The sequence below is a fragment of the Paraburkholderia sp. MM5384-R2 genome (assembly GCF_014201025.1).
GTDB lineage: Bacteria > Pseudomonadota > Gammaproteobacteria > Burkholderiales > Burkholderiaceae > Paraburkholderia > Paraburkholderia tuberum.
Window position 1 is genome coordinate 49,848 of the sequence record NZ_JACHDI010000024.1, and the last position, 23,373, is coordinate 73,220.

At 63.0% G+C, this 23,373-nt stretch carries 23 protein-coding genes, 1 tRNA gene and 1 pseudogene; 16 read left to right on the forward strand and 9 right to left on the reverse strand.

Annotated elements, in window-relative coordinates; all coding sequences use genetic code 11:
* Positions 1-120: 120 nt before the first annotated feature.
* The 4 genes from HDG37_RS29775 (at position 121) to HDG37_RS29790 (ending at position 3,352) form a co-directional block, all read left to right on the forward strand.
* The gene (locus HDG37_RS29775) at positions 121-636 is read left to right on the forward strand and encodes a PTS sugar transporter subunit IIA (protein WP_184053927.1); all 516 of its coding nucleotides are present in this window, start codon (positions 121-123) and stop codon (positions 634-636) included.
* Positions 637-716: 80 nt separating this feature from the next.
* The gene (hprK, locus tag HDG37_RS29780) at positions 717-1,685 is read left to right on the forward strand and encodes an HPr(Ser) kinase/phosphatase (protein ID WP_008921706.1); all 969 of its coding nucleotides are present in this window, start codon (positions 717-719) and stop codon (positions 1,683-1,685) included.
* A gap of 98 nt (positions 1,686-1,783) precedes the next feature.
* Positions 1,784-2,677: an RNase adapter RapZ gene (rapZ, locus tag HDG37_RS29785; protein WP_026225590.1), complete on the forward strand. Its 894-nt coding sequence runs from the start codon at positions 1,784-1,786 to the stop codon at positions 2,675-2,677.
* Between the two features lie 39 nt (positions 2,678-2,716).
* Positions 2,717-3,352 (forward strand): LON peptidase substrate-binding domain-containing protein, encoded by a 636-nt coding sequence (locus HDG37_RS29790; protein WP_013088324.1) that lies wholly within the window; start codon positions 2,717-2,719, stop codon positions 3,350-3,352.
* 68 nt (positions 3,353-3,420) lie between these two features.
* On the opposite strand, the gene mutY is transcribed toward HDG37_RS29790, so the two are convergent.
* On the reverse strand, positions 3,421-4,554 hold the full coding sequence (gene mutY, locus HDG37_RS29795; protein WP_184053930.1) for an A/G-specific adenine glycosylase: 1,134 nt from the start codon (positions 4,552-4,554) through the stop codon (positions 3,421-3,423).
* A gap of 7 nt (positions 4,555-4,561) precedes the next feature.
* Positions 4,562-5,392 (reverse strand): bifunctional DNA-formamidopyrimidine glycosylase/DNA-(apurinic or apyrimidinic site) lyase, encoded by an 831-nt coding sequence (gene mutM / locus HDG37_RS29800; protein ID WP_184053933.1) that lies wholly within the window; start codon positions 5,390-5,392, stop codon positions 4,562-4,564.
* A gap of 87 nt (positions 5,393-5,479) precedes the next feature.
* On the opposite strand from mutM, the gene HDG37_RS29805 reads away from it, so the two are divergent.
* The 8 genes from HDG37_RS29805 to hisC all read left to right on the forward strand — a co-directional run bounded on the left by HDG37_RS29805 (position 5,480) and on the right by hisC (position 12,736).
* A complete protein-coding gene (locus HDG37_RS29805; protein ID WP_184053936.1) occupies positions 5,480-7,321 on the forward strand; it encodes a tetratricopeptide repeat protein in 1,842 nt (613 codons plus the stop codon).
* On the forward strand, positions 7,321-7,953 hold the full coding sequence (gene lolB / locus HDG37_RS29810) for a lipoprotein insertase outer membrane protein LolB (RefSeq protein ID WP_184053939.1): 633 nt from the start codon (positions 7,321-7,323) through the stop codon (positions 7,951-7,953). Before HDG37_RS29805 ends, lolB begins: the two co-directional genes overlap by 1 nt.
* A gap of 88 nt (positions 7,954-8,041) precedes the next feature.
* A complete protein-coding gene (gene ispE, locus HDG37_RS29815) occupies positions 8,042-8,923 on the forward strand; it encodes a 4-(cytidine 5'-diphospho)-2-C-methyl-D-erythritol kinase (protein WP_184053942.1) in 882 nt (293 codons plus the stop codon).
* A gap of 52 nt (positions 8,924-8,975) precedes the next feature.
* A tRNA-Gln gene (locus HDG37_RS29820) sits at positions 8,976-9,052 on the forward strand.
* A 62-nt stretch (positions 9,053-9,114) separates the two neighbouring features.
* A complete protein-coding gene (locus HDG37_RS29825) occupies positions 9,115-10,071 on the forward strand; it encodes a ribose-phosphate pyrophosphokinase (protein WP_008921698.1) in 957 nt (318 codons plus the stop codon).
* A gap of 163 nt (positions 10,072-10,234) precedes the next feature.
* Entirely contained in the window at positions 10,235-10,852 is a 618-nt protein-coding gene (locus tag HDG37_RS29830) for a 50S ribosomal protein L25/general stress protein Ctc (protein ID WP_184053945.1), read from the forward strand.
* A 148-nt stretch (positions 10,853-11,000) separates the two neighbouring features.
* The gene (gene pth / locus HDG37_RS29835; RefSeq protein WP_090802935.1) at positions 11,001-11,606 is read left to right on the forward strand and encodes an aminoacyl-tRNA hydrolase; all 606 of its coding nucleotides are present in this window, start codon (positions 11,001-11,003) and stop codon (positions 11,604-11,606) included.
* Positions 11,607-11,656: 50 nt separating this feature from the next.
* A complete protein-coding gene (gene hisC / locus HDG37_RS29840; RefSeq protein ID WP_184053948.1) occupies positions 11,657-12,736 on the forward strand; it encodes a histidinol-phosphate transaminase in 1,080 nt (359 codons plus the stop codon).
* 78 nt (positions 12,737-12,814) lie between these two features.
* On the opposite strand, the gene HDG37_RS29845 is transcribed toward hisC, so the two are convergent.
* A complete protein-coding gene (locus HDG37_RS29845; RefSeq protein ID WP_090802933.1) occupies positions 12,815-13,072 on the reverse strand; it encodes a YfhL family 4Fe-4S dicluster ferredoxin in 258 nt (85 codons plus the stop codon).
* Positions 13,073-13,106: 34 nt separating this feature from the next.
* The gene (locus HDG37_RS29850) at positions 13,107-13,790 is read right to left on the reverse strand and encodes a hypothetical protein (protein ID WP_184053951.1); all 684 of its coding nucleotides are present in this window, start codon (positions 13,788-13,790) and stop codon (positions 13,107-13,109) included.
* Positions 13,791-15,254: 1,464 nt separating this feature from the next.
* On the opposite strand from HDG37_RS29850, the gene HDG37_RS29860 reads away from it, so the two are divergent.
* Entirely contained in the window at positions 15,255-15,602 is a 348-nt protein-coding gene (locus HDG37_RS29860; RefSeq protein ID WP_184053954.1) for a winged helix-turn-helix domain-containing protein, read from the forward strand.
* 492 nt (positions 15,603-16,094) lie between these two features.
* On the opposite strand, the gene coaD is transcribed toward HDG37_RS29860, so the two are convergent.
* Together coaD and rsmD are read right to left on the reverse strand one after the other, a co-directional pair.
* Positions 16,095-16,604, reverse strand: a complete 510-nt coding sequence (coaD, locus tag HDG37_RS29865; protein ID WP_018419336.1) for a pantetheine-phosphate adenylyltransferase — start codon at positions 16,602-16,604, stop codon at positions 16,095-16,097.
* Between the two features lie 103 nt (positions 16,605-16,707).
* On the reverse strand, positions 16,708-17,322 hold the full coding sequence (gene rsmD / locus HDG37_RS29870; RefSeq protein WP_090802928.1) for a 16S rRNA (guanine(966)-N(2))-methyltransferase RsmD: 615 nt from the start codon (positions 17,320-17,322) through the stop codon (positions 16,708-16,710).
* 250 nt (positions 17,323-17,572) lie between these two features.
* On the opposite strand from rsmD, the gene ftsY reads away from it, so the two are divergent.
* Positions 17,573-18,721 carry a signal recognition particle-docking protein FtsY gene (gene ftsY / locus HDG37_RS29875; RefSeq protein WP_184053957.1) on the forward strand — a complete coding sequence of 383 codons (1,149 nt, stop codon included), beginning with the start codon at positions 17,573-17,575 and terminating at the stop codon, positions 18,719-18,721.
* A gap of 111 nt (positions 18,722-18,832) precedes the next feature.
* Here ftsY and maiA read toward each other — a convergent pair whose 3' ends face one another.
* Positions 18,833-19,477 carry a maleylacetoacetate isomerase gene (gene maiA / locus HDG37_RS29880; RefSeq protein ID WP_184053960.1) on the reverse strand — a complete coding sequence of 215 codons (645 nt, stop codon included), beginning with the start codon at positions 19,475-19,477 and terminating at the stop codon, positions 18,833-18,835.
* Positions 19,478-19,511: 34 nt separating this feature from the next.
* Positions 19,512-20,210 (reverse strand): fumarylacetoacetate hydrolase family protein, encoded by a 699-nt coding sequence (locus tag HDG37_RS29885; protein WP_184053963.1) that lies wholly within the window; start codon positions 20,208-20,210, stop codon positions 19,512-19,514.
* A 222-nt stretch (positions 20,211-20,432) separates the two neighbouring features.
* On the opposite strand from HDG37_RS29885, the gene ybiB reads away from it, so the two are divergent.
* Together ybiB and HDG37_RS29895 are read left to right on the forward strand one after the other, a co-directional pair.
* A complete protein-coding gene (gene ybiB, locus HDG37_RS29890; RefSeq protein WP_184053966.1) occupies positions 20,433-21,404 on the forward strand; it encodes a DNA-binding protein YbiB in 972 nt (323 codons plus the stop codon).
* Between the two features lie 372 nt (positions 21,405-21,776).
* Positions 21,777-22,763, forward strand: a pseudogene (locus HDG37_RS29895) (2-isopropylmalate synthase); the annotation flags it as partial.
* Between the two features lie 186 nt (positions 22,764-22,949).
* Here the strand turns inward: HDG37_RS29895 and HDG37_RS29900 are convergent.
* Positions 22,950-23,333 (reverse strand): nuclear transport factor 2 family protein, encoded by a 384-nt coding sequence (locus tag HDG37_RS29900; RefSeq protein ID WP_008921685.1) that lies wholly within the window; start codon positions 23,331-23,333, stop codon positions 22,950-22,952.
* Positions 23,334-23,373: the final 40 nt, after the last annotated feature.

A 23,373-nucleotide genomic window follows, 5' to 3' on the forward strand; every position in this document is an offset into this window, starting at 1 on the left:
CCTGTTCTATAATGTTCCAGTTACCATCGGGGTCAAGCCAGCTCTGATGAAGTACGGACGATCGAAATATAACGCTTTCCCGATCGACTCTGAGCGTCCGTCTTCGCTAGCATCGAACGAATGGAACGTCACTCAACCGCCCCGGTGGGGAGAACTCAGGCCACGTTTTCGCCTGTCAAAATGAATCGTTTAGCCAAATTTCTTCCCCTCGAGAACGTCGTCATCGGACTATCGGTCACCAGCAAGAAACGCGTGTTCGAGCAAGCGGGCCTGATCTTCGAGAACCAGAACGGCATCGCCCGCAGTACCGTCACAGACAATCTTTTTGCGCGAGAACGACTCGGCTCGACCGGGCTCGGCGAAGGCGTCGCGATCCCGCATGGGCGGATCAAGGGCCTCAAGCAGCCGCTTGCCGCATTCGTCAGACTCTCCGAACCGATCCCCTTCGAAGCGCCGGACGGCCAGCCGGTCTCGCTGCTGATCTTCCTGCTCGTCCCCGAACAGGCCACTCAACAGCACCTCGAAATTCTCTCCGAGATCGCGCAATTGCTGTCCGATCGCGACGCCCGCGAGCGGCTGCACACTGAAGAAGAACGCGAATCGTTGCATCGCCTGCTTACTCAATGGCAACCTTGATGCAACGGCGGCGGTAGTTCATACGCGCTCGCACACGCAGCAAAGGCCCGGCAAGCGGCTCACACTGGAGTCACTGACTCATGGATACGTCCAGCATCAACGCCCAAAGCATTTTCGACGACAACGCCGCCATGCTGAAGCTCAGCTGGCTCACGGGGCATGAAGGCTGGGAGCGCGGCTTTTCTTCGGAATCGGTGGCCAATGCCACGTCGAGCGCCGACCTCGTCGGCCACCTGAACCTGATCCACCCCAACCGGATCCAGGTGCTCGGCGACGCTGAAATCGACTACTACAAACGTCAGACCGACGAAGACCGCTCGCGCCACATGGCCGAGTTGATCGCGCTGGAGCCGCCGTTTCTCGTCGTCGCGGGCGGAGTCGCGGCGCCGCCGGAGCTGGTGCTGCGCTGCACGCGCTCGTCGACGCCGCTGTTCACGACGCCGACCTCGGCGGCCGCGGTGATCGATAGTCTGCGTCTTTACATGTCGCGCATTCTCGCGCCGCGCGCGACGCTGCACGGCGTGTTTCTCGACATCCTCGGCATGGGCGTGTTGCTGACCGGCGACTCTGGCCTCGGCAAGAGCGAGCTCGGCCTCGAACTGATCAGCCGAGGCCACGGTCTCGTCGCCGACGACGCTGTCGACTTCGTGCGCCTCGGCCCGGACTTCGTCGAAGGACGCTGTCCGCCGCTGCTGCAGAACCTGCTCGAAGTTCGCGGCCTCGGTCTGCTCGACATCAAGACGATCTTCGGCGAAACGGCGGTGCGCCGCAAAATGAAACTGAAGCTGATCGTGCAACTGGTGCGCCGCCCCGACGGCGAATTCCAGCGGCTGCCGCTGGAAAGCCAGACCGTCGACGTGCTCGGCCTACCGATCAGCAAGGTGACGATCCAGGTTGCCGCCGGCCGCAACCTCGCGGTGCTGGTCGAAGCGGCCGTGCGCAACACGATTCTGCAGCTACGCGGTATCGACACGCTGCGCGATTTCATGGATCGGCAACGTCTCGCCATGCAGGATCCCGATAGCCAGTTTCCCGGCAAGCTGATCTGAAGCCCGCCACAGCGCCATGAAGCGCCCGCAGAAGGCAGGCCGCGGGCACGCGCATGGAGGCCAGATGCTATGATGAAATCTACGCTTTCGACGACTCCATGCGCATAATCCTGATCACCGGTATCTCCGGCTCCGGCAAATCCGTTGCCCTGAACGCGCTCGAAGACGCGGGTTATTACTGCGTCGATAATCTGCCGCCGCGTTTCCTGCAGCAACTCGCCACCTACCTCGCCGAGGACGGCCAGGATCGTCTCGCGGTCGCGATCGACGCGCGCTCCGGTTCGTCGCTCGACGAAATGCCCGCGATGATCCGCGACCTCAAGCGCTCGCACGACGTGCGCGTGTTGTTCCTGAGCGCGAGCACGCAGTCGCTGATTCAACGCTTTTCCGAAACGCGTCGCCGCCATCCGCTGTCCGGCTCGCCCGCGCACGACGCGGACGTTGGCCTGCTCACGTCGCTCGCCGAAGCGATCGAACGCGAGCGCGAACTGGTCGCGGGACTTGCCGAATTCGGCCATCAGATCGACACGAGCAATCTGCGCGCGAACGTGCTGCGCGCATGGGTCAAGCGCTTCATCGAACAGGAGGACGCGGGGCTCGTGCTGATGTTCGAGTCGTTCGGCTTCAAGCGCGGCGTACCGCTCGACGCGGATTTCGTATTCGACGTACGCACGCTGCCGAACCCATACTACGATCATGAATTGAGGCCGCTCACCGGCCTCGACAAACCGGTCATGGATTTTCTCGATGCGCAGCCGGTCGTCCACGAGATGATCGACGACATCGAGAAGTATCTGTCCAAGTGGCTGCCGCATTTCCGCGACGACAATCGCAGCTACCTGACCGTTGCAATCGGTTGCACGGGCGGCCAGCACCGCTCGGTATTTATCGCGGAGACGCTTGCCGCGCGTCTCGCAACATCGGCGAATGTGATTGTGCGGCACCGCGATGCGCCGGTCGACGTCGGCGAATCATCGAAGCTGGTGGCTTAACCGGCCGCATCGCGCGGCCTTAACCCGAAGCGTTGCGCCATGTCCTCTACGCCTACTGTGTACGCCGATTTGCCGCTGTTTCCGCTGCATACGGTGCTATTTCCCGATGGCTTGCTGCCGCTCAAAATCTTCGAAGCGCGCTACCTCGACATGGCGCGCGACTGTCTGCGCGAAAAAACACCATTCGGCGTTTGCATGCTGAAAAGCGGCGCGGAAGTCGCGCGCGAGGAAGAACCTTCGGTACCCGAAACGATCGGCTGTCTCGCCGAAATCGACGAGTGCGACGTCGAAGCATTCGGCATGCTGCTGATTCGCGCGCGCGGCACGAAGCGCTTTCGTCTGTTATCGCATCGCGTCGAAGCGAGCGGTCTGCTGGTCGGCATGGCCGAGCCGCTCGCCGATGATCTCCCGCTCGAGGGCAATGAGCTATTGGCCAAATTCGGCGCGTGCGCGGAAGTGCTCGAGCGGATCATCGCAACGATCCGCGAACGCGATCCGGACAGCCTACCGTTCGCCGAGCCGTTCCGGCTCGACGATCCGTCGTGGGTATCGAACCGTCTCGCCGAGGTGCTGCCAATCGCGTTGCGCGCACGGCAAAAGCTGATGGAATTAACCGATGCCGGAGCGCGCATCGACGTCGTGCATCACTACATGCAACAGCATCAGTTGCTGTGAAATCCTGAAGTCGTGAAGGCGGCCGCGCCGGACCCAAGTCGCCCGCTCAGCACCTCCGATCCATTCCGCTAGAGCAACGAACCATGCAGACTGGCGAGCAGCTTGCGCACCGGCGCCGGCACGCCGAACGAATCCAGCTCGCTGAGCGCAACCCATGCGGTGTCCGCATCGTTGAGCGCGGCCAGGGCGCCGACACCGCGATCGAACTCCGCAAGCCGCGGTTCGATATCGAGCTTGAAATGCGTGAATACGTGTGAGAACGACGCGAGCGCGGACACTTCGCCGTCGCCGCCGAACGCGCGCGCCCGCTCGGCCAGCGATGCTTCGTCGGCAGCTTCGGGCAGACTCCACAGACCACCCCAGATGCCCGACGGTGGACGCCGCTCGAGCATCACCGCATTGCCGTCGCGCAGCAGCAGCATCCACGTACGGCGTGTCGGCACCGCTTTCTTCGGGCGCGCGGTCGGCAATTCACGTTGACGCCCGGTGACGTTGGCAACGCAGTCCGGCGCGAACGGACAGCGCGAGCAATGGGGTTTGCCGCGCACGCACAATGTCGCGCCGAGATCCATCAAGCCCTGCGTGTACCCGCTGACCTCCGCGTTCGACGCATTCGACGGCAGCAGTGACTCCGCGAGCGTCCACATTGCGTTCTCGACTTTCTTCTCGCCCGGAAAGCCTTCGACGCCGAATACGCGCGCGAGCACGCGCTTCACGTTGCCGTCGAGAATCGTCGCGCGCGCGCCGAACGCGAACGACGCGATCGCCGCGGCCGTCGAGCGACCAATGCCGGGCAACTCGGCGAGCTCATCGACCGACGCGGGAAACGCGCCGCCATGCTGCTCGACGACGACCTGCGCGCAGCGATGCAGATTGCGCGCGCGCGTGTAGTAGCCAAGACCGGCCCATAGCGCCATCACGTCATCGGACGGCGCGGCGGCGAGCGCGGCGACATTCGGGAAACGCGCGAGAAATTTCGCGTAGTACGGAATCACCGTCGACACCTGGGTCTGCTGCAGCATGATTTCGGACAGCCAGATGCGATACGGATCGCGCGTGTTCTGCCACGGCAGATCGTGGCGGCCGTGCTGGCGCTGCCACGCGATCAGCCGCGCGGAAAACTCGGGCATCGGCGCAAACGCGGGGGTGGTGTCGGACGCGCTGGAGCGCGCGCCGGTCGTTGGGCTCAGGCGGGAAGGCATCGAGAATCTAGCGCTGGCAAGTGGGACAGAAGTACGTGGAGCGTTGCCCCTGCACGATCTGTTTGATTGGCGTTCCACACACGCGGCATGGCAGGCCCGCGCGATCATAGACGAAGTAGTCGAGCTGAAAATAGCCGCTTTCGCCGTCGCTGCCGACGAAATCGCGCAGCGTGCTGCCGCCCTTGTCGATCGCGGCGGCGAGCGTCACGCGCACGGCATCGGCCAGCAGTTCATAACGCACGAGCGACACGCGGCCCGCCGCGGTGGTCGGCCGGATGCCCGCGCGAAACAGACTCTCCGACGCGTAGATATTGCCCACGCCGACCACGATGTCCCCCGCCAGCAGCGCCTGCTTCACCGACACCTTGCGCCCGCGCGTCACCCGATGCATCAGCGCGCCCGAAAAAGCCGGCGAGAAAGGCTCGACGCCAAGGCTCGCGAGCAGCGGATGTTCGAGGATGTCGCCTGCTTCGCGCGGATGCCACAGCACCGCGCCGAAGCGACGGGGATCACGATAGCGCAGGATAAAGTCGTCGAAGATCCAGTCGACATGATCGTGCTTCGCCGCGGCGGGCGGATGCGGCACATGACGCAGAACGCGCAACGTGCCCGTCATGCCGAGGTGGACGATGAACCACCCGGCGTCGATTTCGAACAGCAAATACTTGCCGCGTCGCTCGACTTTGCGCACCACGTGGCCGCGCAAGGTTTTCGCAAGGTCGGCCGGAATTGGCCAGCGCAGCGCGGCCGTCCGCACGTCGACGCGCTCAACCTTGCGCCCGGACACATACGGTTCGATCCCCCGTCGGGTAACCTCGACTTCTGGCAACTCTGGCATGGCTGATTGGTCTGCTACTTGCGTGAGTGGTTGTGCGCGTATTGTAGCGAGCGCGTTACAATCGACTGAAACATTGAACGGATTTCCATGAACGTGTCCTTCGTGAAGCTGCTATCAAAGCGCCGCGCGCGCGTGTCCAAGGTGCCGCTCGCCGTGTCCGCTCGCCGGATGCTCGGTGCGGCCGCGCTCGGATTGTGGGCGCTGGCCGCCGTGCCCGCGCATGCGCAGGACCCGTCGCCGGATTCCGACGAGACGTCGGTCACGATGCCGGACCCGCTGGGTCCGGCAACACCTGAAGACGAAAAGTCGCTGCCCGGCGTACCGCTGTCGAGCCAGATCGTCTTCCAGGTGCTGGCCGCCGAGATCGCGCTGCAGCGCGACCAGCCGGCACCGGCCTATCAGACCTACCTCGCGCTCGCGCGCGACACTCACGACCCGCGCATGGCGCAACGCGCCACCGAAATAGCGCTGGCGGCGCAGAGCCCGTCGGACGCGCTCGCCGCCGCGCAACTGTGGCAACAGTACGCGCCGAGTTCGGAACGCGCCGCCCAGCTCGACGCGTCGCTGCTCGTGCTGTCTGGCAAGCCCGACGATGCGTCGCAGATCCTGTCGCAAGAACTGGCGAAGGTACCCGAGGAAAATCGCGGCAGCGCGATCCTCGCGCTGCAACTGCTGTTGTCGCGCGGCCCGAACCGCGTCGGTGGCCTGCACGTGTTGCAGGAACTGCTGAAGAACGACATGAACCGGCCGGAGGCGCAACTGGCCCTCGCGCGTCAGCAGCTGCTGGCCGACGACGCGCCGGGCGCGCACAAGTCGCTCGAGCAGGCGCTCACGATCAAGCCCGACTATCTGCCGGCGGCGTTGATGCTGTCGCAAATGGGTCCTGAGGAGCGCAAGGAAGGCATCGCGTCGCTCGAAAAGTACGTGCAGCAGAATCCGAAATCGCATGACGCACGGCTCGCGCTGGCGCAGATGTATCTTGCCAGTGACCGTCTCGACGACGCGCAGAAGCAGTTCGAGCTCATGCGCAAGGCAAACCCCAACGACTTGACACCGTTGATGGCGCTCGCGCTGATCAAGATCCAGCAGAAGAATCTCCCCGAAGCGCAGACGTATCTGGTGCAGTATGCGCAGCAGGCCGAGAAGACGCCGGGTGCCGATGCGGGCCAGGCCTACATCTATCTCGCGCAGCTGGCACTCGAACAGAAGAATGAGGCGGCCGCGAGCGACTGGCTGAACAAGATCTCGCCAGCGAGTCAACAATACCTGGCCGCGCAGATTACCGGCGCGCAACTGCTCGCGAAACAGGGCAAGACCGAGCAGGCGCGCCAGTTGCTCTCCAACTTGCAGACCTCCGATCCGCGTGATGTGGCGCTGATCGCGCGCACCGATGCGGCGATCCTGTTCGACGCGAAGCGCTACCCGGAGGCCGAAGCACGTCTGCAGCAAGCCACGGCGAACTTTCCCGACGACCCCGACCTCACCTACGACTACGCGATGGCCGCCGAGAAAACCGGCCATTACGACATCATGGAAGCGCAACTGCGCAAGCTGATCCAGACGCAGCCGGACAATCCGCAGGCGTATAACGCGCTCGGCTATTCGCTCGCAGATCGCAACCAGCGTCTGCCAGAGGCGGACAAGCTGGTCGAGAAGGCCTCGGCGCTCGCACCGAACGATGCGTTCATCATGGACAGCGTCGGCTGGGTCAAGTACCGGATGGGTAACACGGCCGATGCGATCAAGCTGCTGCGCAAGGCATACAGCCTCCAGCCGAACGCGGAAATCGGCGCGCACCTGGGCGAAGTGCTGTGGAAGGCCGGCGAGCAGGAACAGGCGCGCGCCGCGTTTCGCGAGGCTCGCAAGCTCGAACCCGACAACGAGACTCTCGTCAAAACGTTGCAACGTCTTCAGGTAAACAATCTTTGATGCGTCTTTCCCGTTTGATTTCTTTTTCCAGGGCGCCTCGCGGCATGGCGGTTGGTTTCGCGGCGGCGGCGGTTGTCGCGCTGGCCGGCTGCGCGTCGGTGAAGCCGCAGGGGCCATCCACGTCGAACGCCGCCACCGAAGTCACCGCGCAGACGAGCCGCTCGTATCAGGGCCGCTTCGCGATCCAATACAACGATCAGAACGGCCAGCAGCGCAACGCTTACGGCAATTTCTCATGGCAGGAAACGGGCGACACCGTCACGCTGCAGTTGCGCAATCCGCTTGGCCAGACGCTGGCCATCGTGACTTCGTCGCCGGCTTCGGCCACGCTCGAATTGCCGAACCGCCAGCCGCTCACCGCCGATAACGTGTCGACGCTGATGGAGAACGCGCTCGGCTTCACGCTGCCGGTCGAAGGGTTGCGCTACTGGCTGCAACCGTCGCCGGCGCCGACTTCGCGCGCGAAGACCGAGAAGGATCCCGAGCAACCGTCGCGCCTGAAGCAGATCACCCAGGACGGCTGGACGATCGACTATGTGGCCTATGCCGATCCGCCAGCCACCGGCGTGAAGCGCCTCGATCTGAGCCGCTCGGAGCCGCCACTCGACATCAAGCTCGTGCTGGATCAGTGAGTCGTTCTTGCTGGGCCTTTTGTCCCAGCATCCGCTCACGTAACCTTGCTACCCGTTTGGCGCCACCGTGGCGCATGTAGCCCTACTCATGATCGAAACAACCAATTCGCTGCGCGACTGTCTCGCGCCAGCGAAACTCAATCTCTTCCTGCACATCACCGGCCGTCGGCCGGATGGTTATCACACGCTGCAGACGGTCTTCCAGTTGCTTGACTGGGGCGACACGCTGCACTTCACGCGACGCGACGACGGTCTCGTCACGCGCCGCACCGAAATCGCCGACGTGCCACCCGAGCATGACCTGACCGTACGCGCCGCGACGTTGCTGAAGGTACATACGGGCTCCCGCGAAGGCGTCGATATCGAAATCGACAAGCGCCTGCCGATGGGCGCGGGCCTCGGCGGCGGCAGTTCCGATGCGGCGACGACGCTGCTCGCGCTCAATCGCCTGTGGAAGCTCGATCTGCCACGTCAGGAGTTGCAGGGTCTTGCGTTGAAACTCGGCGCGGACGTGCCTTTCTTCGTATTTGGAAAAAATGCGTTTGCAGAGGGTGTCGGAGAATCATTGGACGTTGTACAATTGCCGCCGCGTCACTTTCTGGTAGTGACGCCGAGGGTGCAGGTTCCGACTGCAGCGATTTTTTCCGAAAAAGCGTTGACAAGAGATACAAAGTCCCTCAAAATTACGGACTTTCCTGCAGAACACAGCTGCAACACTGAATGGCCAGAAAGCTTCGGCCGGAATGACATGCAGCAAGTTGTCGTAGGAAAGTACGCGGAAGTAGCGCAAGTGTTGCGGTGGTTTGGAAGCATCGCGCCGGCGCGGATGTCCGGATCGGGTGCCAGTGTTTTTGCAGCGTTCCGTAGCAAAGCTGAAGCAGAAGCGGCGCAAGCCAAACTGCCCGGCGAGTGGAACAGTGCAGTAGCAGCGGGCTTGGATCAGCATCCACTCTTTGCTTTCGCGTCATAAGTTTTGCATCGTCGAACGAAACTCCACGTTCGGCGGAGCTCAAAGTTAGTGTAGGGGAGTCGCCAAGCTGGTTAAGGCACCGGATTTTGATTCCGGCATGCAAAGGTTCGAATCCTTTCTCCCCTGCCAAAAATTCTCGTAGTTCGCCGTAGTTCGCATTTCTCCCGCCCCCAGCCTGAAGTAGGTGCACGATGAGCAGCCATGACGGCCTGATGGTTTTTACTGGCAACGCAAATCCCGCGCTTGCACAGGAAGTCGTCAAAAACCTCGGTATTCCCCTCGGCAAAGCAATGGTTAGCCGTTTCTCGGACGGCGAAATCCAAGTCGAGATTCAGGAAAACGTGCGCGGCAAGGATGTCTTCGTCCTGCAATCCACGTGCGCGCCGACTAACGACAATCTGATGGAACTGATGATCATGGTCGATGCGCTCAAGCGCGCATCCGCAGGCCGGATCACTGCAGCCATCCCCTACTTCGGTTATGCCCGTCAGGATCGTCGCCCGCGTTCGGCGCGCGTCGCCATCTCGGCTAAGGTCGTGGCGAACATGCTGGAAATCGCCGGCGTCGAGCGGATCATCACGATGGATCTGCACGCCGACCAGATTCAAGGCTTCTTCGACATCCCGGTCGACAACATCTACGCAACGCCCGTGCTGCTCGGGGATCTGCGCAAGCAGAACTACGACAACCTGATGGTAGTTTCGCCGGACGTTGGCGGTGTGGTCCGCGCCCGTGCATTGGCGAAGCAACTCAATTGCGATCTCGCGATCATCGACAAGCGTCGCCCGAAGGCGAACGTCGCCGAAGTGATGAACATCATCGGTGAAGTCGAAGGCCGCACCTGCGTGATCATGGACGACATGGTCGACACGGCTGGCACGCTGTGCAAGGCCGCGCAGGTTCTGAAGGAACGCGGCGCGAAGCAGGTATTCGCGTACGCCACCCACCCGGTTCTGTCGGGCGGCGCGGGTGAGCGTATCGCCGCTTCCGCACTCGACGAACTCGTTGTCACGGACACGATTCCGCTCGGCGAAGAAGCCCGTTCGTGCGCGAAGATCCGTTCGCTGACGAGCGCCGGTTTGCTCGCCGAAACGTTCTCGCGCATCCGCCGCGGCGATTCGGTGATGTCGCTGTTCGCTGAGAGTTAAGCATTTGCGAAGACACCGGGTACCGCTTCATGCGACACGCGGCGTTTTTGCACAATCGGCTTGAACGAACGAAGGTTCTTGCCGCTATCCTGGGCCTCAGCCATTACGGCTTCGAGGCCCTGTTTTTACTGCCTGGTCGCGGGCAGTGCATTGGAGATTCAACATGAAAGTAGTCGCTTTCGAGCGTTCCCTGCAAGGTACGGGTGCGAGCCGCCGCCTGCGTAACTCGGGCAAGACCCCGGGTATCGTTTATGGCGCCGGCGCTGACACGCAACTGATCGAACTCGATCACAACGCCCTGTGGCACGCGCTGAAGAAAGAAGTTTTCCACTCGTCGATCCTCGATCTGGAAGTGGCAGGCAAGTCGCAACAGGTTCTGCTGCGCGACGTGCAATACCACCCGTTCCGTCAGCTCGTGCTGCACGTGGACTTCCAGCGCGTCGACGCGACGAAGAAACTGCACACCAAGGTGCCGCTGCACTTCTTGAACCAGGAAACCAACCCGGCAGTGAAGCTGTCGAGCGCGGTGATTTCGCACATCCTCAACGAAATCGAAATCGAGTGCTTGCCGTCGGCACTGCCGGAGTTCATCGAAGTCGACCTCGCGAAGATCGAAGCAGGTCAATCGGTTCACGCGAAGGACATCCCGTTGCCGGCAGGTGTGGCGCTCGTGGCCCACGTCGACGCGGAAAACCCGGTGGTCGCTGCTGCAACGATCCCGGCTGGCGCAATCGCTGGAGACGCTGCTGCTGCTGAAGGTGGCGAAACGCCGGCTGCTTAAGAGCTTTCCGGTTCGAAGCAAGCAATCCTCTCGATCCGTTTCCTATGAAACGGTCGATGTGACCCGCCGAGGTTCGCCCTGGCGGGTTTTTTTTCGGCTTTTCTAGTCCGGTACGTTTCACTTCCGGACCTGGCGGACTCACGCAATCATGATCAAGCTGATCGTCGGGCTCGGCAATCCGGGCGCCGAATACACCGCGACGCGTCACAACGCCGGCTGCTGGCTGGTCGATCAACTCGCGCGCGAGGCGGGCACCGCGCTGCGCGACGAGCGGCGCTTTCACGGCTTTTACGCGAAAGCGCGGTTGCATGGCGAGGAAGTGCATCTGCTCGAGCCGCAAACCTACATGAACCGCTCTGGTCAATCGGTCGTCGCGCTCGCGCAATTCTTCAAGATTCTTCCCGACGAGATCCTCGTCGCGCACGACGAGCTCGACATGCCACCCGGCAGCGTCAAGCTGAAGCTTGGCGGCGGCAGCGGCGGGCATAATGGGCTGAAGGACATCAGCGCGCATCTGTCGTCGCAGCAATACTGGCGGCTGCGGATCGGCATCGGCCATCCGCGCGATCTGATTCCCGAAAGCGCGCGCGCCGGCGCGAAGCCGGACGTCGCGAACTATGTGCTGAAGCCGCCGCGGCGAGAAGAGCAGGAGGTCATCGACGCGTCGATCGAACGCGCGCTCGCGGTGATGCCGCAGATCATCAAGGGCGAGCTCGAACGCGCAATGATGCAACTGCATCGCAACAACAGCTGACGCGCGCCACACTCATCGACACCCGCAATCGGCCCCGCAAGGAGAATCGCTTGAGCCGCTACTGGAGCGACATCGTTCACCGTCTGACGCCGTACGTGCCGGGCGAGCAGCCCGCGCTCGCGCATCCGGTGAAGCTGAATACCAACGAGAATCCGTATCCGCCGTCGCCGCGCGTGCTAGACGCGATCCGCCGCGAGCTCGGCGACACGGCCGACGCACTGAGCCGCTATCCCGATCCGAGCGCACGCAAGCTGCGCGAAACGGTCGCCGCGTATCACGGCATTCGCGCCGAGCAGGTGTTCGCGGGCAACGGCTCGGACGAGGTACTCGCGCTGACGTTCCAGGCCTTGCTCAAGCACGACAAGCCGCTGCTGTTTCCCGACATCACTTACAGCTTCTATCCGACCTACGCGAAGCTGTTCGAGGTCGACTACCGGACCATTCCCCTCGACGACAGCTTCGCGATCAACGTCGACGACTACACGGTGCCCAACAGCGGCATCCTGTTTCCGAATCCGAACGCGCCGACCGGCCGGCCGCTGCCGCTCGCGGAAATCGAACGCCTCGTCGCGAGCCATCCTGATTCGGTCGTGGTGATTGACGAAGCGTATGTCGACTTCGGCGCCGAGTCGGCGATTGCGCTGATCGCGCGCTATCCGAATCTGCTCGTCGTGCAGACCGTGTCGAAGTCGCGTTCGCTCGCCGGCATGCGCGTCGGCTTTGCGTTCGGCGATCCTGCGTTGATCGATGCGCTCAATCGCGTGAAGGACAGCTTCAATTCGTACCCGCTCGACCGCCTCGCGCAAGTCGCGGCCACCGCCGCCTACGAAGACGACGCGTGGTTTCGCGAATGCTGCGCGAAGGTGATCGCGAGCCGCGAACGGCTTGCGGCGGAATTGACCGCGCTCGGCTTCGAGGTGGTGCCATCGGCGGCGAATCTGCTGTTCGCGCGGCATGAGGGGTGCGACGCGGCGACGCTCGCGTCGCGGCTGCGGCAAAAGGAAATTTTCGTGCGGCATTTCAACGCGCCGCGCATCGACCAGCATTTGCGGATCTCGGTCGGCACCGACGCCGAATGCGACATACTGCTCGACGCTTTGCGCGGCATTTTCAGCGCTTACGTCGGATAGCGGAAACGCCGCCCCCAAAAGAAAACGGCGAAGGCCCGCAGGCCTTCGCCGTTTTCTTTTGCGCGTCTCCCGCGAACGTCAGGTGCCCTTGGCGGCCTGCAACGCGTGATATTTCGCCATCAAACCTTCGGGCGTTTCCAGGTGGTTCGGGTCACGCGGAATGCACTCGACCGGACACACCTGAATGCATTGCGGCTCGTCGAAATGACCGACGCACTCGGTGCACTTCTTCGGGTCGATCACATAGATTTCCGGGCCCATCGAAATCGCGTCGTTCGGGCACTCGGGCTCGCAGACGTCGCAATTGATGCACTCGTCGGTAATCATCAGGGCCATTGCCGCCACCAACTTTGCTAGAGAAAACGATACATTATAGCTTTTTCGCCCCCGCACGGCCGTGCAATCCCACGCCAGGATCATGGACGGCTGCGCTTCTCGGCCAGGTAGCCTTCGTCGCAAACTGGTTGGCGTATGCGCTGTTCAACGCCAACTGGATGCTGAACATGCCATTCGACACGCGGGAATTGCCGGGCTGTTTCGGCAACAAGGCCAGCAGTGCCTTCATCACATACAGAATGATCAGCGCGCCGGCCAGATCACCCACAAACATCGTGAAGAAGCTTTCGAACCAGTTCTTCGTCGTACCGGCCAGCGCGAACCACAGGTGGTGAAACAGCGTATTTGCTCCCGAATAGGCGACAGCCAGAACAAGCAGCCGCTTCGGCGTCAGGTTCGTCAGCGATGCGCGCAGATCGAAATACTCGAGCGCAAACCTGTAGACCAGATACGGTGCCAGTGACCCAAGCAAAGCGCCTGCTATTGCACGCACCGGGTCATGCGGAAACCAGTACAGAAAGTCTGTAATCAGTCCGGCAAGCAGCAGGCCGAGTGCGCCATCGAACCCAACCAGCAACGTACTGAGAAGCCGAACACCAGACGGCAGGAAAATCCAGTTGACGCCTCGCACGAAAGACGTGTGCGTAAACACCTCCTGATTGATCCACAGCGACGCCAGGAACGCGATCAGGGTCCCAGCGATCGACCAAAAATGCAAACGTAAGCTAGACATTGCGGTGAGCCATCCTCGGTTGCTTTTGCCGAATGCATCATAGCGTGCCCGTATGGCGTTCCGCGAGCACAAGCAGCAGGCTTTCGGTCACAGATATCGTGACGCTCACGGAAAAAATTTCGCGAGGCCCTCAAGTTCTGCGCGACGCGACCGAAAACCCATGTATAGCCTTATGCCCGGCTCGACAAGCATGCAGAGCTGCGTCCATATTGATATGCTTTTTATAGCGATGAACCTGAGAGAACAGGCTGGAACGGAACGCGCTATCCGGACGAACCGGTGGCTATCGGCACGCCGACCAGTAGGCCGCCCGCCTGCTGCATGGCTCGCGTGCTATCCCGTCTTTCAAGATGCGTTGCTCGGCTGCGAAACAAGGTTGGGGGCGCTTCCTGACTTCGTCAGGCGCGCTGCTTTGGAAAGGCTGGGTGGCTCCAATTATTCTTGTGTGCCCACTTCAGTACTTGATGAAGTCCGCGCCTCTTACCTGGAACTTCGCAGCACATGCGTCGCAGAAGAAGTACGTCGATACCTGTCTGATGCCGGGGACAGTCTGCTGGCGTCACACGAATCGTCGGACGCCCTTGAAACCCTGGCGGCGGGAATGCCGCGGATGCTGGTTCCGCCTGTCGCTCGCCCTCCGTGTCTGCTGAGTTCTGGCAACGGAATGTTTCTCGGGGGCTGGGCGCGGTTTGTTGCGTACTGGTGTCGGAAAGACCCAACGATTCCGCTACTCGCGGTAGATTGGCCGATCCTCTACGAGCACGTAGCGCCCTACAGCCTTCGCCACCTGATCGACGATCCTGGTTTTGCATCGACCGGTTGAATCCGCATTCGGAAAGCAGCCAATCGTCCTCCAGCGACGGCTCGAGTTGATCACCCCCACGAACCTTGCCAACGCGCGACTTTATCGTTATAGTTTTTGTAACGGCCAAACCTGAGAGAAATGGTTCGCGTGGAACGCGCTGTCCGGACCGACCGGTTTTCTGGCTCGCGCCGACCGGTCGGTTACGTTTGATCGGTTGCATAACGGCAAAAGCCCATGCTCAACCTGCTTTTTCCTTTAGTACCCGTGCAAAAGAGTACGAGGCCGTACGCTGAGCGCGCCGGCGATTGACCGCACAGGTGCATGCGGGAAGAAATAGAAGAGGTCGACGAGCCAGCTCGCTAATAGCAAGCCGATTGCGCCATCGCCCCCAGAAGCAAGGTGCTCAATAGTCTGACTCCTGACGGCAGGTAGATTCAGTTCACGCCCTGGACGAACTCGATGTACGTGAAGACTTCCTGGTTGATCCAGAGCGACAGCGCGAACGCGATGGCCGCGCCCGCGACCGGGAGCAAACCCAAACGTAAGCTGGACATGGAGATAAAATAAAGAAGCCCGGTTGTCGCAGGGCATCAAGGTTCGCTTTCCGCGCTCGGGTGAGCGGCGTTTTCGTTGGAGCGATGGTCATGAGCCGCCCTGCTGATATCTATCTTCGATTTCTTCAATTGACCGAAGCACTGCGAGGTCTTCCCTCACTTCCCGCGCTCGATCCGCTCGAAGAAAAGATCCTGGAGTTCGTTGCTCGCATGAGGCAAAAAAACGAACGCCTGTCGGTTCGAGACATGATGGCCCAAAGTGCGCTGGGGTCGCCGGCTACCTTGCATGCCCGTATCACGTCAATGCGCGAAAAGGGCTGGCTCCTGCTCAACGACACCGAAGACGCTCGCCGCAAACAGGTCGAGCTGACGCCAGCGGCCCTCCGGCACTTCGACAAACTTGCCGAGGCGTTCACGAAAGCTGCGAAGGGAAGCTGACATTGTTCTGCTTCGGTTAAGCCGGCACTATCCGGTTAGGAAAAACTCCTCATTCCTCTTGCAATGCCCGTCTAGTTGCTCCGCTCCGGCAATTCCACGTATGCGGCACCTGTCACCCTGTTGAAATCCATCGTACCGTACTGGTGCGCTTCGTCAGTTCATACTCGGCGAATTGGACAAAGGTATATCGATTGCCCACGCCCGTGACGTTTTCCGGATAGGGTTCCGTAGGAACCCGACAAGCCGGCTTGACTATTGATGATCGCCCCGTTTGCGATGAAGAGACAATTCTTGTTCTTCGCATCATCATTGACATCGCAGCTTGCGCGAACCATCGAATACACCGATGCCCGTGCATAACGACAGGATTGACGTTCGCCGCCAATACGGCTCGCCAACATTACTTGGAACAGCCGACCGATGCACCTGGCGCCGATCACCGAGGCCTGGCCGGTCTTGATCCGTCAAAACCGGCATTCGCGCGACTCAGGCTCAGGTCCCCTGAGCGCCGTCCTGCGAATCCAGCGAAGCGACCTTCTCCTTCAGCCATTTTTCGACGGACGGGAATACGAACTTGCTGACGTCGCCGCCCAATTGCGCGATCTCGCGCACGATCGTGCCCGAGATGAACTGATACTGATCGGACGGCGTCATGAACATCGTCTCGACGTCGGGCAGCAGATAACGGTTCATGCCCGCCATCTGGAACTCGTACTCGAAGTCCGACACCGCGCGCAGCCCCCTGACGATCACCCGCGCGTTGTTGGTCCGCACGAAGTCCTTCAGCAGTCCCTTGAAGCTCATCACCTGGACGTTCGGATAGTGGCCGAGCACCTCATGCGCTATCGCGAGGCGCTCCTGGAGAGTGAAAAACGGCTTCTTGGCACGGCTGTCGGCCACACCCACCACCAGCGTGTCGAAAATGCTCGACGCGCGCCGAACGAGGTCTTCGTGACCGCGCGTCAGCGGGTCGAACGTGCCCGGGTACACGGCGACTACCATGAGACTTCTCCTCTCTTCAGACAAAAGGGCACGACGTCCGGGCGACGCATTTCGCACCGGCGCGGATGACGATAAACCGCCCGGCCCTTTTTTGGAACGCGCATTATTCCTTATTTTCGCGCTGCAGCAAATGAAAGTGCACAGCGCCCGCTTTGCCCTGCCGCACGAGCTCCCAGCCTGACAGCGGCTCGTGAGCGGCCGGTTCGAGCGCTTCGCCGGCCTCGACATAAAGATAGCCGTCGGCGCGCACGAGCGGCACGGCCACCGCGAGCGCCTTGCCGAGCAGGTCGGTATCGAACGGCGGATCGAGGAACACGACGTCGAACGAGCCTGGTGCGAGACTCGCCGCAAGACGCAGGCCGTCCGCCTCGGCGATTTCGATCATGCGTGCATCGAGCCGCTGCTGGTTTGCGCGCAACTGGCCGGCAGCGCGCGCATGGCGCTCCACCATCAGCACGCGAGCGGCGCCGCGCGACGCGGCCTCGAAGCCGAGCGCCCCACTACCAGCGAACAGATCGAGGCAGTGCTGGCCGTCCAGACGCTGGCCGAGCCAGTTGAACAGCGTTTCGCGGACGCGGTCGGGCGTCGGGCGCAAGCCGTCCAGATCGAGCACGGGCAGCGGCGTGCGTTTCCAGTCGCCGCCGATGATGCGAATGGCATGCGGTTTGCCACTTTTGGACGAAGCGCCAGCGGCGCGCGAAGGTGCTAAACGAGGCATGCAGTATCGTGCAGTTTCAGCTAGGTGATGAACACGCCCGCGGCGTCGATGCGCGCGGGCCGGAGCGCTCACGTTACCACAGGGTTGGCGCGCGTCCAGCCTGGCCGAGCGGCCGATACGACGCGCCGCGGCACGCCTGATAAAATGTGCGGCTGCCAGCGCCCCGCCTTTTCGCATCCCGGCGCTGCCCACCGCTTCGCCGGTCCCGTGCCGGCTGCGCGCATCGGCGCGCTCTCCCATACGTCAGATCATGTTCAGCTTTTTCAAACGATTCAAGGGCTCGAAAGAGTCCGATACCGCCGCAGACGAATCGCTGGCGGCGCAAGACGGCGCGGCACCCGAGGCCGAGGCCGCGCCCGTTGCGCCCGCCGAACCGATCGAGCCTACCGCGCCCCCCGTTCCTGTGGCCACAACGATCATCGAGCCGCAGCCCGAGCCGCCAGACGCCATGCTCGACACCGTCGAAATCCTCCCGCCGCCCGTGCAGGATGCCGGCGCGAAGCGCTCGTGGCTTACGCGTCTGAAGAGCGGCCTCGCGAAAACCAGTTCGAACCTGACCGGCATTTTCGTCGGCACGAACATCGACGAGGACCTGTACGAGGAACTCGAAACCGCGCTGCTGATGTCTGACGCCGGCGTCGAGGCGACCGAATTCCTGCTCGAAGCGCTGCGCGAAAAAGTGCGCGGCGAACGCCTGACGGCCCCCCTGCAGGTCAAAACCGCCTTGCGCACACTGCTCGTCGAGTTGCTCAAGCCGCTCGAAAAATCGCTGATGCTCGGCCGCGCGCAGCCGCTCGTGATGATGATCGCCGGCGTCAACGGCGCGGGCAAAACCACGAGCATCGGCAAGCTCGCGAAGCATCTGCAGAGCTTTGACCAATCGGTGCTGCTCGCCGCCGGCGACACGTTCCGCGCCGCCGCGCGCGAGCAACTCGCCGTGTGGGGCCAGCGCAACAACGTGACCGTGGTCGCGCAGGAAAGCGGCGACCCGGCCGCGGTGATCTTCGACGCGGTCGGCGCCGCGCGCGCGCGCAAGATCGACGTGATGATGGCCGACACGGCCGGCCGCCTGCCCACGCAACTGCATCTGATGGAAGAACTGCGCAAGGTGAAGCGCGTGATTGGCAAGGCGCAGGACGGCGCGCCGCACGAAGTGCTGCTCGTGATCGACGCGAACACCGGCCAGAATGCGCTCACACAGGTCAAGGCGTTCGACGACGCGCTCGGGCTCACCGGACTGATCGTCACCAAGCTCGACGGCACCGCGAAGGGCGGCATCCTCGCGGCGATCGCGCGGCAGCGGCCGATTCCGGTGTATTTCATCGGCGTCGGCGAAAAGGTCGAGGATCTGCAACCGTTCAGCGCGGAGGAGTTTTCGGACGCGCTACTGGGCGGCTGATCGCGTGATCGTTGCGGCGCTCGGCGCTCGCGGCGAGCCAAAGGAAAAGGGCACTCCACGGAGGCCCTTTTTTCGTTTCGAGCTGCCGTCGACGTGTCAGCGATCCCGGGCTCACTCCGCGTCCGGCTGCACGCCCGGCGCCGCGCGCGCGAACGCATCGAGTTGCATCGCGTGATCGTAGATGCGCTGGATCGTCGGAAACTTTGCGGTGTCGACCTTGAAGCGCTGCGCGTTGAATACCTGCGGAATCAGGTACGCGTCGGCGAGTGTCGGTGCGTCGCCGAAACACAGTTTGCCGGTGCGCGCGTCGCCGGCAAGATGCGTCTCCAGCGTCGCGAAGCCCGCGTCGATCCAGTGCCGGTACCACGCGTCCTTCGCGTCGTCGTCGACTCGCAGCGTGTGCTTCAGATAGCGCAGCACGCGCAGATTGTTCAGGGGATGAATCTCGCACGCGACCTGCAGCGCCACCGAGCGCACATACGCGCGATCGAGCGGTGCCTTCGGTAGCAGCGGCGGCTCGGGATGCGTCTCCTCGAGATACTCGATGATCGCGAGCGACTGCGGCAGCAAATGACTGCCGTCGGCGAGCGTCGGCACGATGCAGTCGGGGTTGATCTTGCGATACGCGGGCTTCAGCTGCTCGCCGCCTTCGCGCACGAGGTGCACGGGTACGTAGTCGTACGACAGGTTCTTCACGTTCAGCGCGATGCGCACGCGATACGACGCCGAGCTACGGAAATAGCTGTAGAGCTTCATGTTGTCTGCCTCCTCCACCTGCACGCAAGCCGTCTCAGACGACGCGCACGCTGAACTCGCCGAGCCCGTCCACGCCGCCCTTCATCAGGTCACCCTTCGCGACCGCGCCGACGCCTTCCGGCGTGCCGGTGAAAATCAGGTCGCCAGGCCGCAGTTCGAACAGCGTCGACAGATACGCGATCGTCTCGGCCACCGACCAGATCAGCTGCGACACATCCGCGCGCTGCTTGTCCTCGCCATTCACCGACAGCCAGATCTCGCCTTTGCCGATGTGACCGACCGTCGAAGCCGGATGGATCGGGCCGAGCGGCGCCGAGTGATCGAAGCCCTTGGCGGTATCCCACGGACGACCCATTTTCTTCGCTTCGCCTTGCAGGTCGCGGCGCGTCATGTCGAGACCGAGCGCGTAGCCGTAGACGTGGTCGAGCGCGCGGTCGACGGGGATGTCTTTGCCGCCCTCGCCGATCGCCGCGACCATCTCCATTTCGAAATGGACGTTCCTGGTCTGCGACGGATACGGAAATTCGCCGGTCGTGCCCGGCGCGACGTACACGATCGCATCGGCCGGCTTCGTGAAGAAGAACGGCGGCTCGCGGTCCGGGTCGTGGCCCATTTCACGCGCGTGCGCCTCGTAGTTGCGCCCCACGCAGTAGATGCGGCGCACCGCGAACTGCTCGCCCGACCCCACGACCGGCACCGCGACCTGCGGTGCCGGTGCAAATACGTAACTCATCCCGTTCTCCGTTTTCCGATGTGCGCCGCCGAGGCGGCGAGAAACATCGAGTGTAACGCGCGGCACGGCGCGCGGGCGTGTCAGACGGCCCGTCGCGCGCCACTGCGTGCCCGCTTCGTTGCTGTTCGCCCGCTCGCCATAGATGCGATACTCACACCGAACTGTTCCCCGAATGGCGTAGCGAACCGCCAGGCGCGGCACGCCACCCGCCTCTTGCGCACGATGACCGACTCCACCGATACCACTTCTCCCTTCCCCTGGGCCCGATTCATCAAGGAAATCGGCCGCGGCCCGAATGGCGCCCGCGCGCTGACCGCCGACGACACGCGCTCGCTCTACACCGCGATGCTCGACGGCCGCGTCGACGATCTCGAACTCGGCGCGGTGCTGCTCGCGTATCGCGTGAAAGGCGAAACCGCCGACGAACTCGCCGCGATGTTGGCCGCCGCGCATACGTCGTTCGAGCCGGTGCGGCTGCCGCACGGCGCGTTTCGGCCGGTGTCGATTCCGTCGTACAACGGCGCGCGCAAGCAGCCGAACCTCGTGCCGCTGCTCGCGCTACTGCTCGCCCGCGAAGGCGTGCCGGTGCTGGTACATGGCGTCACCGAGGATCCGGGTCGGGTGACGAGCGCGGAAATCTTCACACATCTGCGCATCGCCCATGCGCAGTCGCACGCGCAGATCGAAGCTGGACTTGCGGAGCGCCGCGTCGCGTTCGCCTCGATCGACGTCCTGGCGCCCAAGCTCGCGCGCCTGCTCGCGCTGCGCCGGCGCATGGGCGTGCGCAATTCGACGCATACGCTCGTGAAGCTGCTGCAGCCGTTCGCGCCCGCGGGATTGCGGCTCGTGAACTACACGCATCCGCCGTATCGCGACAGTCTCACTCAGCTGTTCGTCACGCATCCCGATGCGGCCGTCGGCGGTGCGCTGCTCGCGCGCGGCACCGAAGGCGAGGCGGTCGCCGATACGCGCCGCCAGGTGCAGGTCGACTGGCTGCATGACGGCATCTGCGAGACGCGGCTGCCGCACGAGCGCTCGTCGCCCGATGCGCCCGAAGTCGAGCTGCCCGAAGCGCGCGACGCGGCGACCACGGCCGCCTGGATCGACGCCGTGCTGCGCGGCGAAGCGCCGGTGCCTGGCGCGCTCGAGCGGCAAGTCGAGCTGATCGTCGATATCGCGAAGACGGCGGCCTGACGGCCGCGGGTTGACAGGCCAACGCACGCCGTCATACATTTGGCCTCATGCGTTCCCTTCCGAACACCCTCCGAATTATCTCCGGCCGCCTGGCGCGGCCCCTATCGCTACGCCTGGCGTAAGTCTCGCGTAGCGCCGCGCGCTGGCAGCTCCGGTTGCCGTCGGCGGTCCTCCCCGCAGTTTCGCTTCACCCCCGTCGTAGTTCTCCACAACCTGTCGTCGTTTGCATTCGTCCGTTTACCGCGCGGACGATGCGAGAGGATCACATGTACGTTGCATGGGCAGCATCCGCAGCGTGCATGCGTGAACAGTCGGCCAACCGCTCGACGTCCCTACCCTCCGCCGACGACACCACGAATGAGGCACCTCACCATGTTGCGCAATCCCGCTGAAAAGTACCGCCCCTTTCCCGCCGTCCGGCTGACCGGCCGCAAATGGCCGAGTCGCACGGTCGACGCCGCACCCGTCTGGATGAGCACGGACCTGCGCGACGGCAATCAGGCGCTGATCGAACCGATGAACGCTGCGCAGAAGCTCGAGTACTTCGAGATGCTGGTCGCGATCGGTTTCAAGGAAATCGAAGTGGGCTTTCCGTCGGCGTCGCAGACCGATTTCGACTTCGTGCGCAAGCTGATCGACGAGCGACGCATTCCCGACGACGTCACGATCGAAGTCTTCGTGCCGTCGCGCGCGGAGCTGATCGCACGCACGTTCGACGCGCTCGAAGGCGCGCCGCGCGCGATCGTGCATCTGTACAACGCGATCTGCCCGTCGTTCCGGCGCATCGTGTTCCAGCAGTCGAAGGATGAGATCAAGGCGCTCGCCGTCGAAGGCACGGGCCTCATCAAGCAACACGCGCAGGCGCGGCCGGGCACGCGCTGGACCTTCCAGTACTCGCCCGAGACCTTCAACACGACCGAGCTGCCGTTCGCGCGCGAGGTGTGCGACGCGCTCGCGCAAACGTGGCGGCCTACGCGCGATCACAAGATGATCGTCAACCTGCCGGCAAGCGTCGAAGCGGCCACGCCGAACGTGTTCGCCGACCAGATCGAATGGATGCATCGCAACCTCGGTTACCGCGACAGCATCGTGCTGTCGGTGCATCCGCACAACGATCGCGGCACCGCCGTGGCCGCGGCGCAGCTCGCGCTGCTGGCGGGCGCGGATCGCATCGAAGGCTGTCTGTTCGGCAATGGCGAGCGCACCGGCAACGTCGATCTCGTCACAGTCGCGATGAATCTCGACGCGATGGGTATCGACAGCGGTCTGGATTTCTCGGATCTCGCGACGATCAGGCGCGTGGCGGAACGCTGCACGCGGCTTCCGGTTGCGGCGCGGCATCCGTATGCGGGACAGGTAGCGATGCGCGGCGCGCGACGCGGATGCCGATGTAGACGAGCACGGCGCAAACAGCCGCGACAAAGCTGGCGAATGCGCGACCGCGTGAATTCGCGTTGGGCCTCGAGCCTGCTGCAGCGGAGTGCACACCCGCATTCCGCTGCCGCTGGAGACGCGCTCACGAGGCGCGCCCGCCCGATGAGAATCTCACTCGAGCGCGCAGCGGGTCGCCTGCCACGCGATCAGTCGCCACTGCCCGTCTTCGTGTGTGTGAATCGCGGTATAGGCAATCGGAAACAGGAGCGCGCCGTTGTTCGCCTCCATCTCGATCAGCGCGCGGCCCGTGACGACGTAGGTCTCGCGCCCGGCCGGCAAGACATCCTGCGACTGCACCTCGATTTGCCGATAACGACGGCGCCCCGCGGTGATCCCGTCGATGAACTGCCGCTTCGTCTCGCGCTTGCCATTCGTATGGACGTAGCTCACGTTGTCCGCGAGCAGCGTGTCGAGCGACTGCCCATCGCCATCGACCATCGCGCGAAAACGCTCTCGCTCGAGCCCGCGAATCGCTTCGATCATCTTTGCCGCCATTGCAGAGCCCCTCGAACACCGCGAGCCGCAGGCGGCCACG

Coding starts and splice junctions, on each gene's coding strand:
- rsmD (WP_090802928.1), bottom strand. CDS start 17,322: ATGCCTCGTTTAGCACCTTCGCGCGCCGCTGGCGCTTCGTCCAAAAGT.
- HDG37_RS29825 (WP_008921698.1), top strand. CDS start 9,115: ATGAGCAGCCATGACGGCCTGATGGTTTTTACTGGCAACGCAAATCCC.
- ybiB (WP_184053966.1), top strand. CDS start 20,433: ATGACCGACTCCACCGATACCACTTCTCCCTTCCCCTGGGCCCGATTC.
- coaD (WP_018419336.1), bottom strand. CDS start 16,604: ATGGTAGTCGCCGTGTACCCGGGCACGTTCGACCCGCTGACGCGCGGT.
- HDG37_RS29860 (WP_184053954.1), top strand. CDS start 15,255: ATGAGCCGCCCTGCTGATATCTATCTTCGATTTCTTCAATTGACCGAA.
- mutY (WP_184053930.1), bottom strand. CDS start 4,554: ATGCCTTCCCGCCTGAGCCCAACGACCGGCGCGCGCTCCAGCGCGTCC.
- HDG37_RS29830 (WP_184053945.1), top strand. CDS start 10,235: ATGAAAGTAGTCGCTTTCGAGCGTTCCCTGCAAGGTACGGGTGCGAGC.
- lolB (WP_184053939.1), top strand. CDS start 7,321: ATGCGTCTTTCCCGTTTGATTTCTTTTTCCAGGGCGCCTCGCGGCATG.
- HDG37_RS29845 (WP_090802933.1), bottom strand. CDS start 13,072: ATGGCCCTGATGATTACCGACGAGTGCATCAATTGCGACGTCTGCGAG.
- HDG37_RS29775 (WP_184053927.1), top strand. CDS start 121: ATGGAACGTCACTCAACCGCCCCGGTGGGGAGAACTCAGGCCACGTTT.
- pth (WP_090802935.1), top strand. CDS start 11,001: ATGATCAAGCTGATCGTCGGGCTCGGCAATCCGGGCGCCGAATACACC.
- rapZ (WP_026225590.1), top strand. CDS start 1,784: ATGCGCATAATCCTGATCACCGGTATCTCCGGCTCCGGCAAATCCGTT.
- hprK (WP_008921706.1), top strand. CDS start 717: ATGGATACGTCCAGCATCAACGCCCAAAGCATTTTCGACGACAACGCC.
- mutM (WP_184053933.1), bottom strand. CDS start 5,392: ATGCCAGAGTTGCCAGAAGTCGAGGTTACCCGACGGGGGATCGAACCG.
- ispE (WP_184053942.1), top strand. CDS start 8,042: ATGATCGAAACAACCAATTCGCTGCGCGACTGTCTCGCGCCAGCGAAA.
- maiA (WP_184053960.1), bottom strand. CDS start 19,477: ATGAAGCTCTACAGCTATTTCCGTAGCTCGGCGTCGTATCGCGTGCGC.
- HDG37_RS29885 (WP_184053963.1), bottom strand. CDS start 20,210: ATGAGTTACGTATTTGCACCGGCACCGCAGGTCGCGGTGCCGGTCGTG.
- HDG37_RS29900 (WP_008921685.1), bottom strand. CDS start 23,333: ATGGCGGCAAAGATGATCGAAGCGATTCGCGGGCTCGAGCGAGAGCGT.
- HDG37_RS29805 (WP_184053936.1), top strand. CDS start 5,480: ATGAACGTGTCCTTCGTGAAGCTGCTATCAAAGCGCCGCGCGCGCGTG.
- HDG37_RS29790 (WP_013088324.1), top strand. CDS start 2,717: ATGTCCTCTACGCCTACTGTGTACGCCGATTTGCCGCTGTTTCCGCTG.
- ftsY (WP_184053957.1), top strand. CDS start 17,573: ATGTTCAGCTTTTTCAAACGATTCAAGGGCTCGAAAGAGTCCGATACC.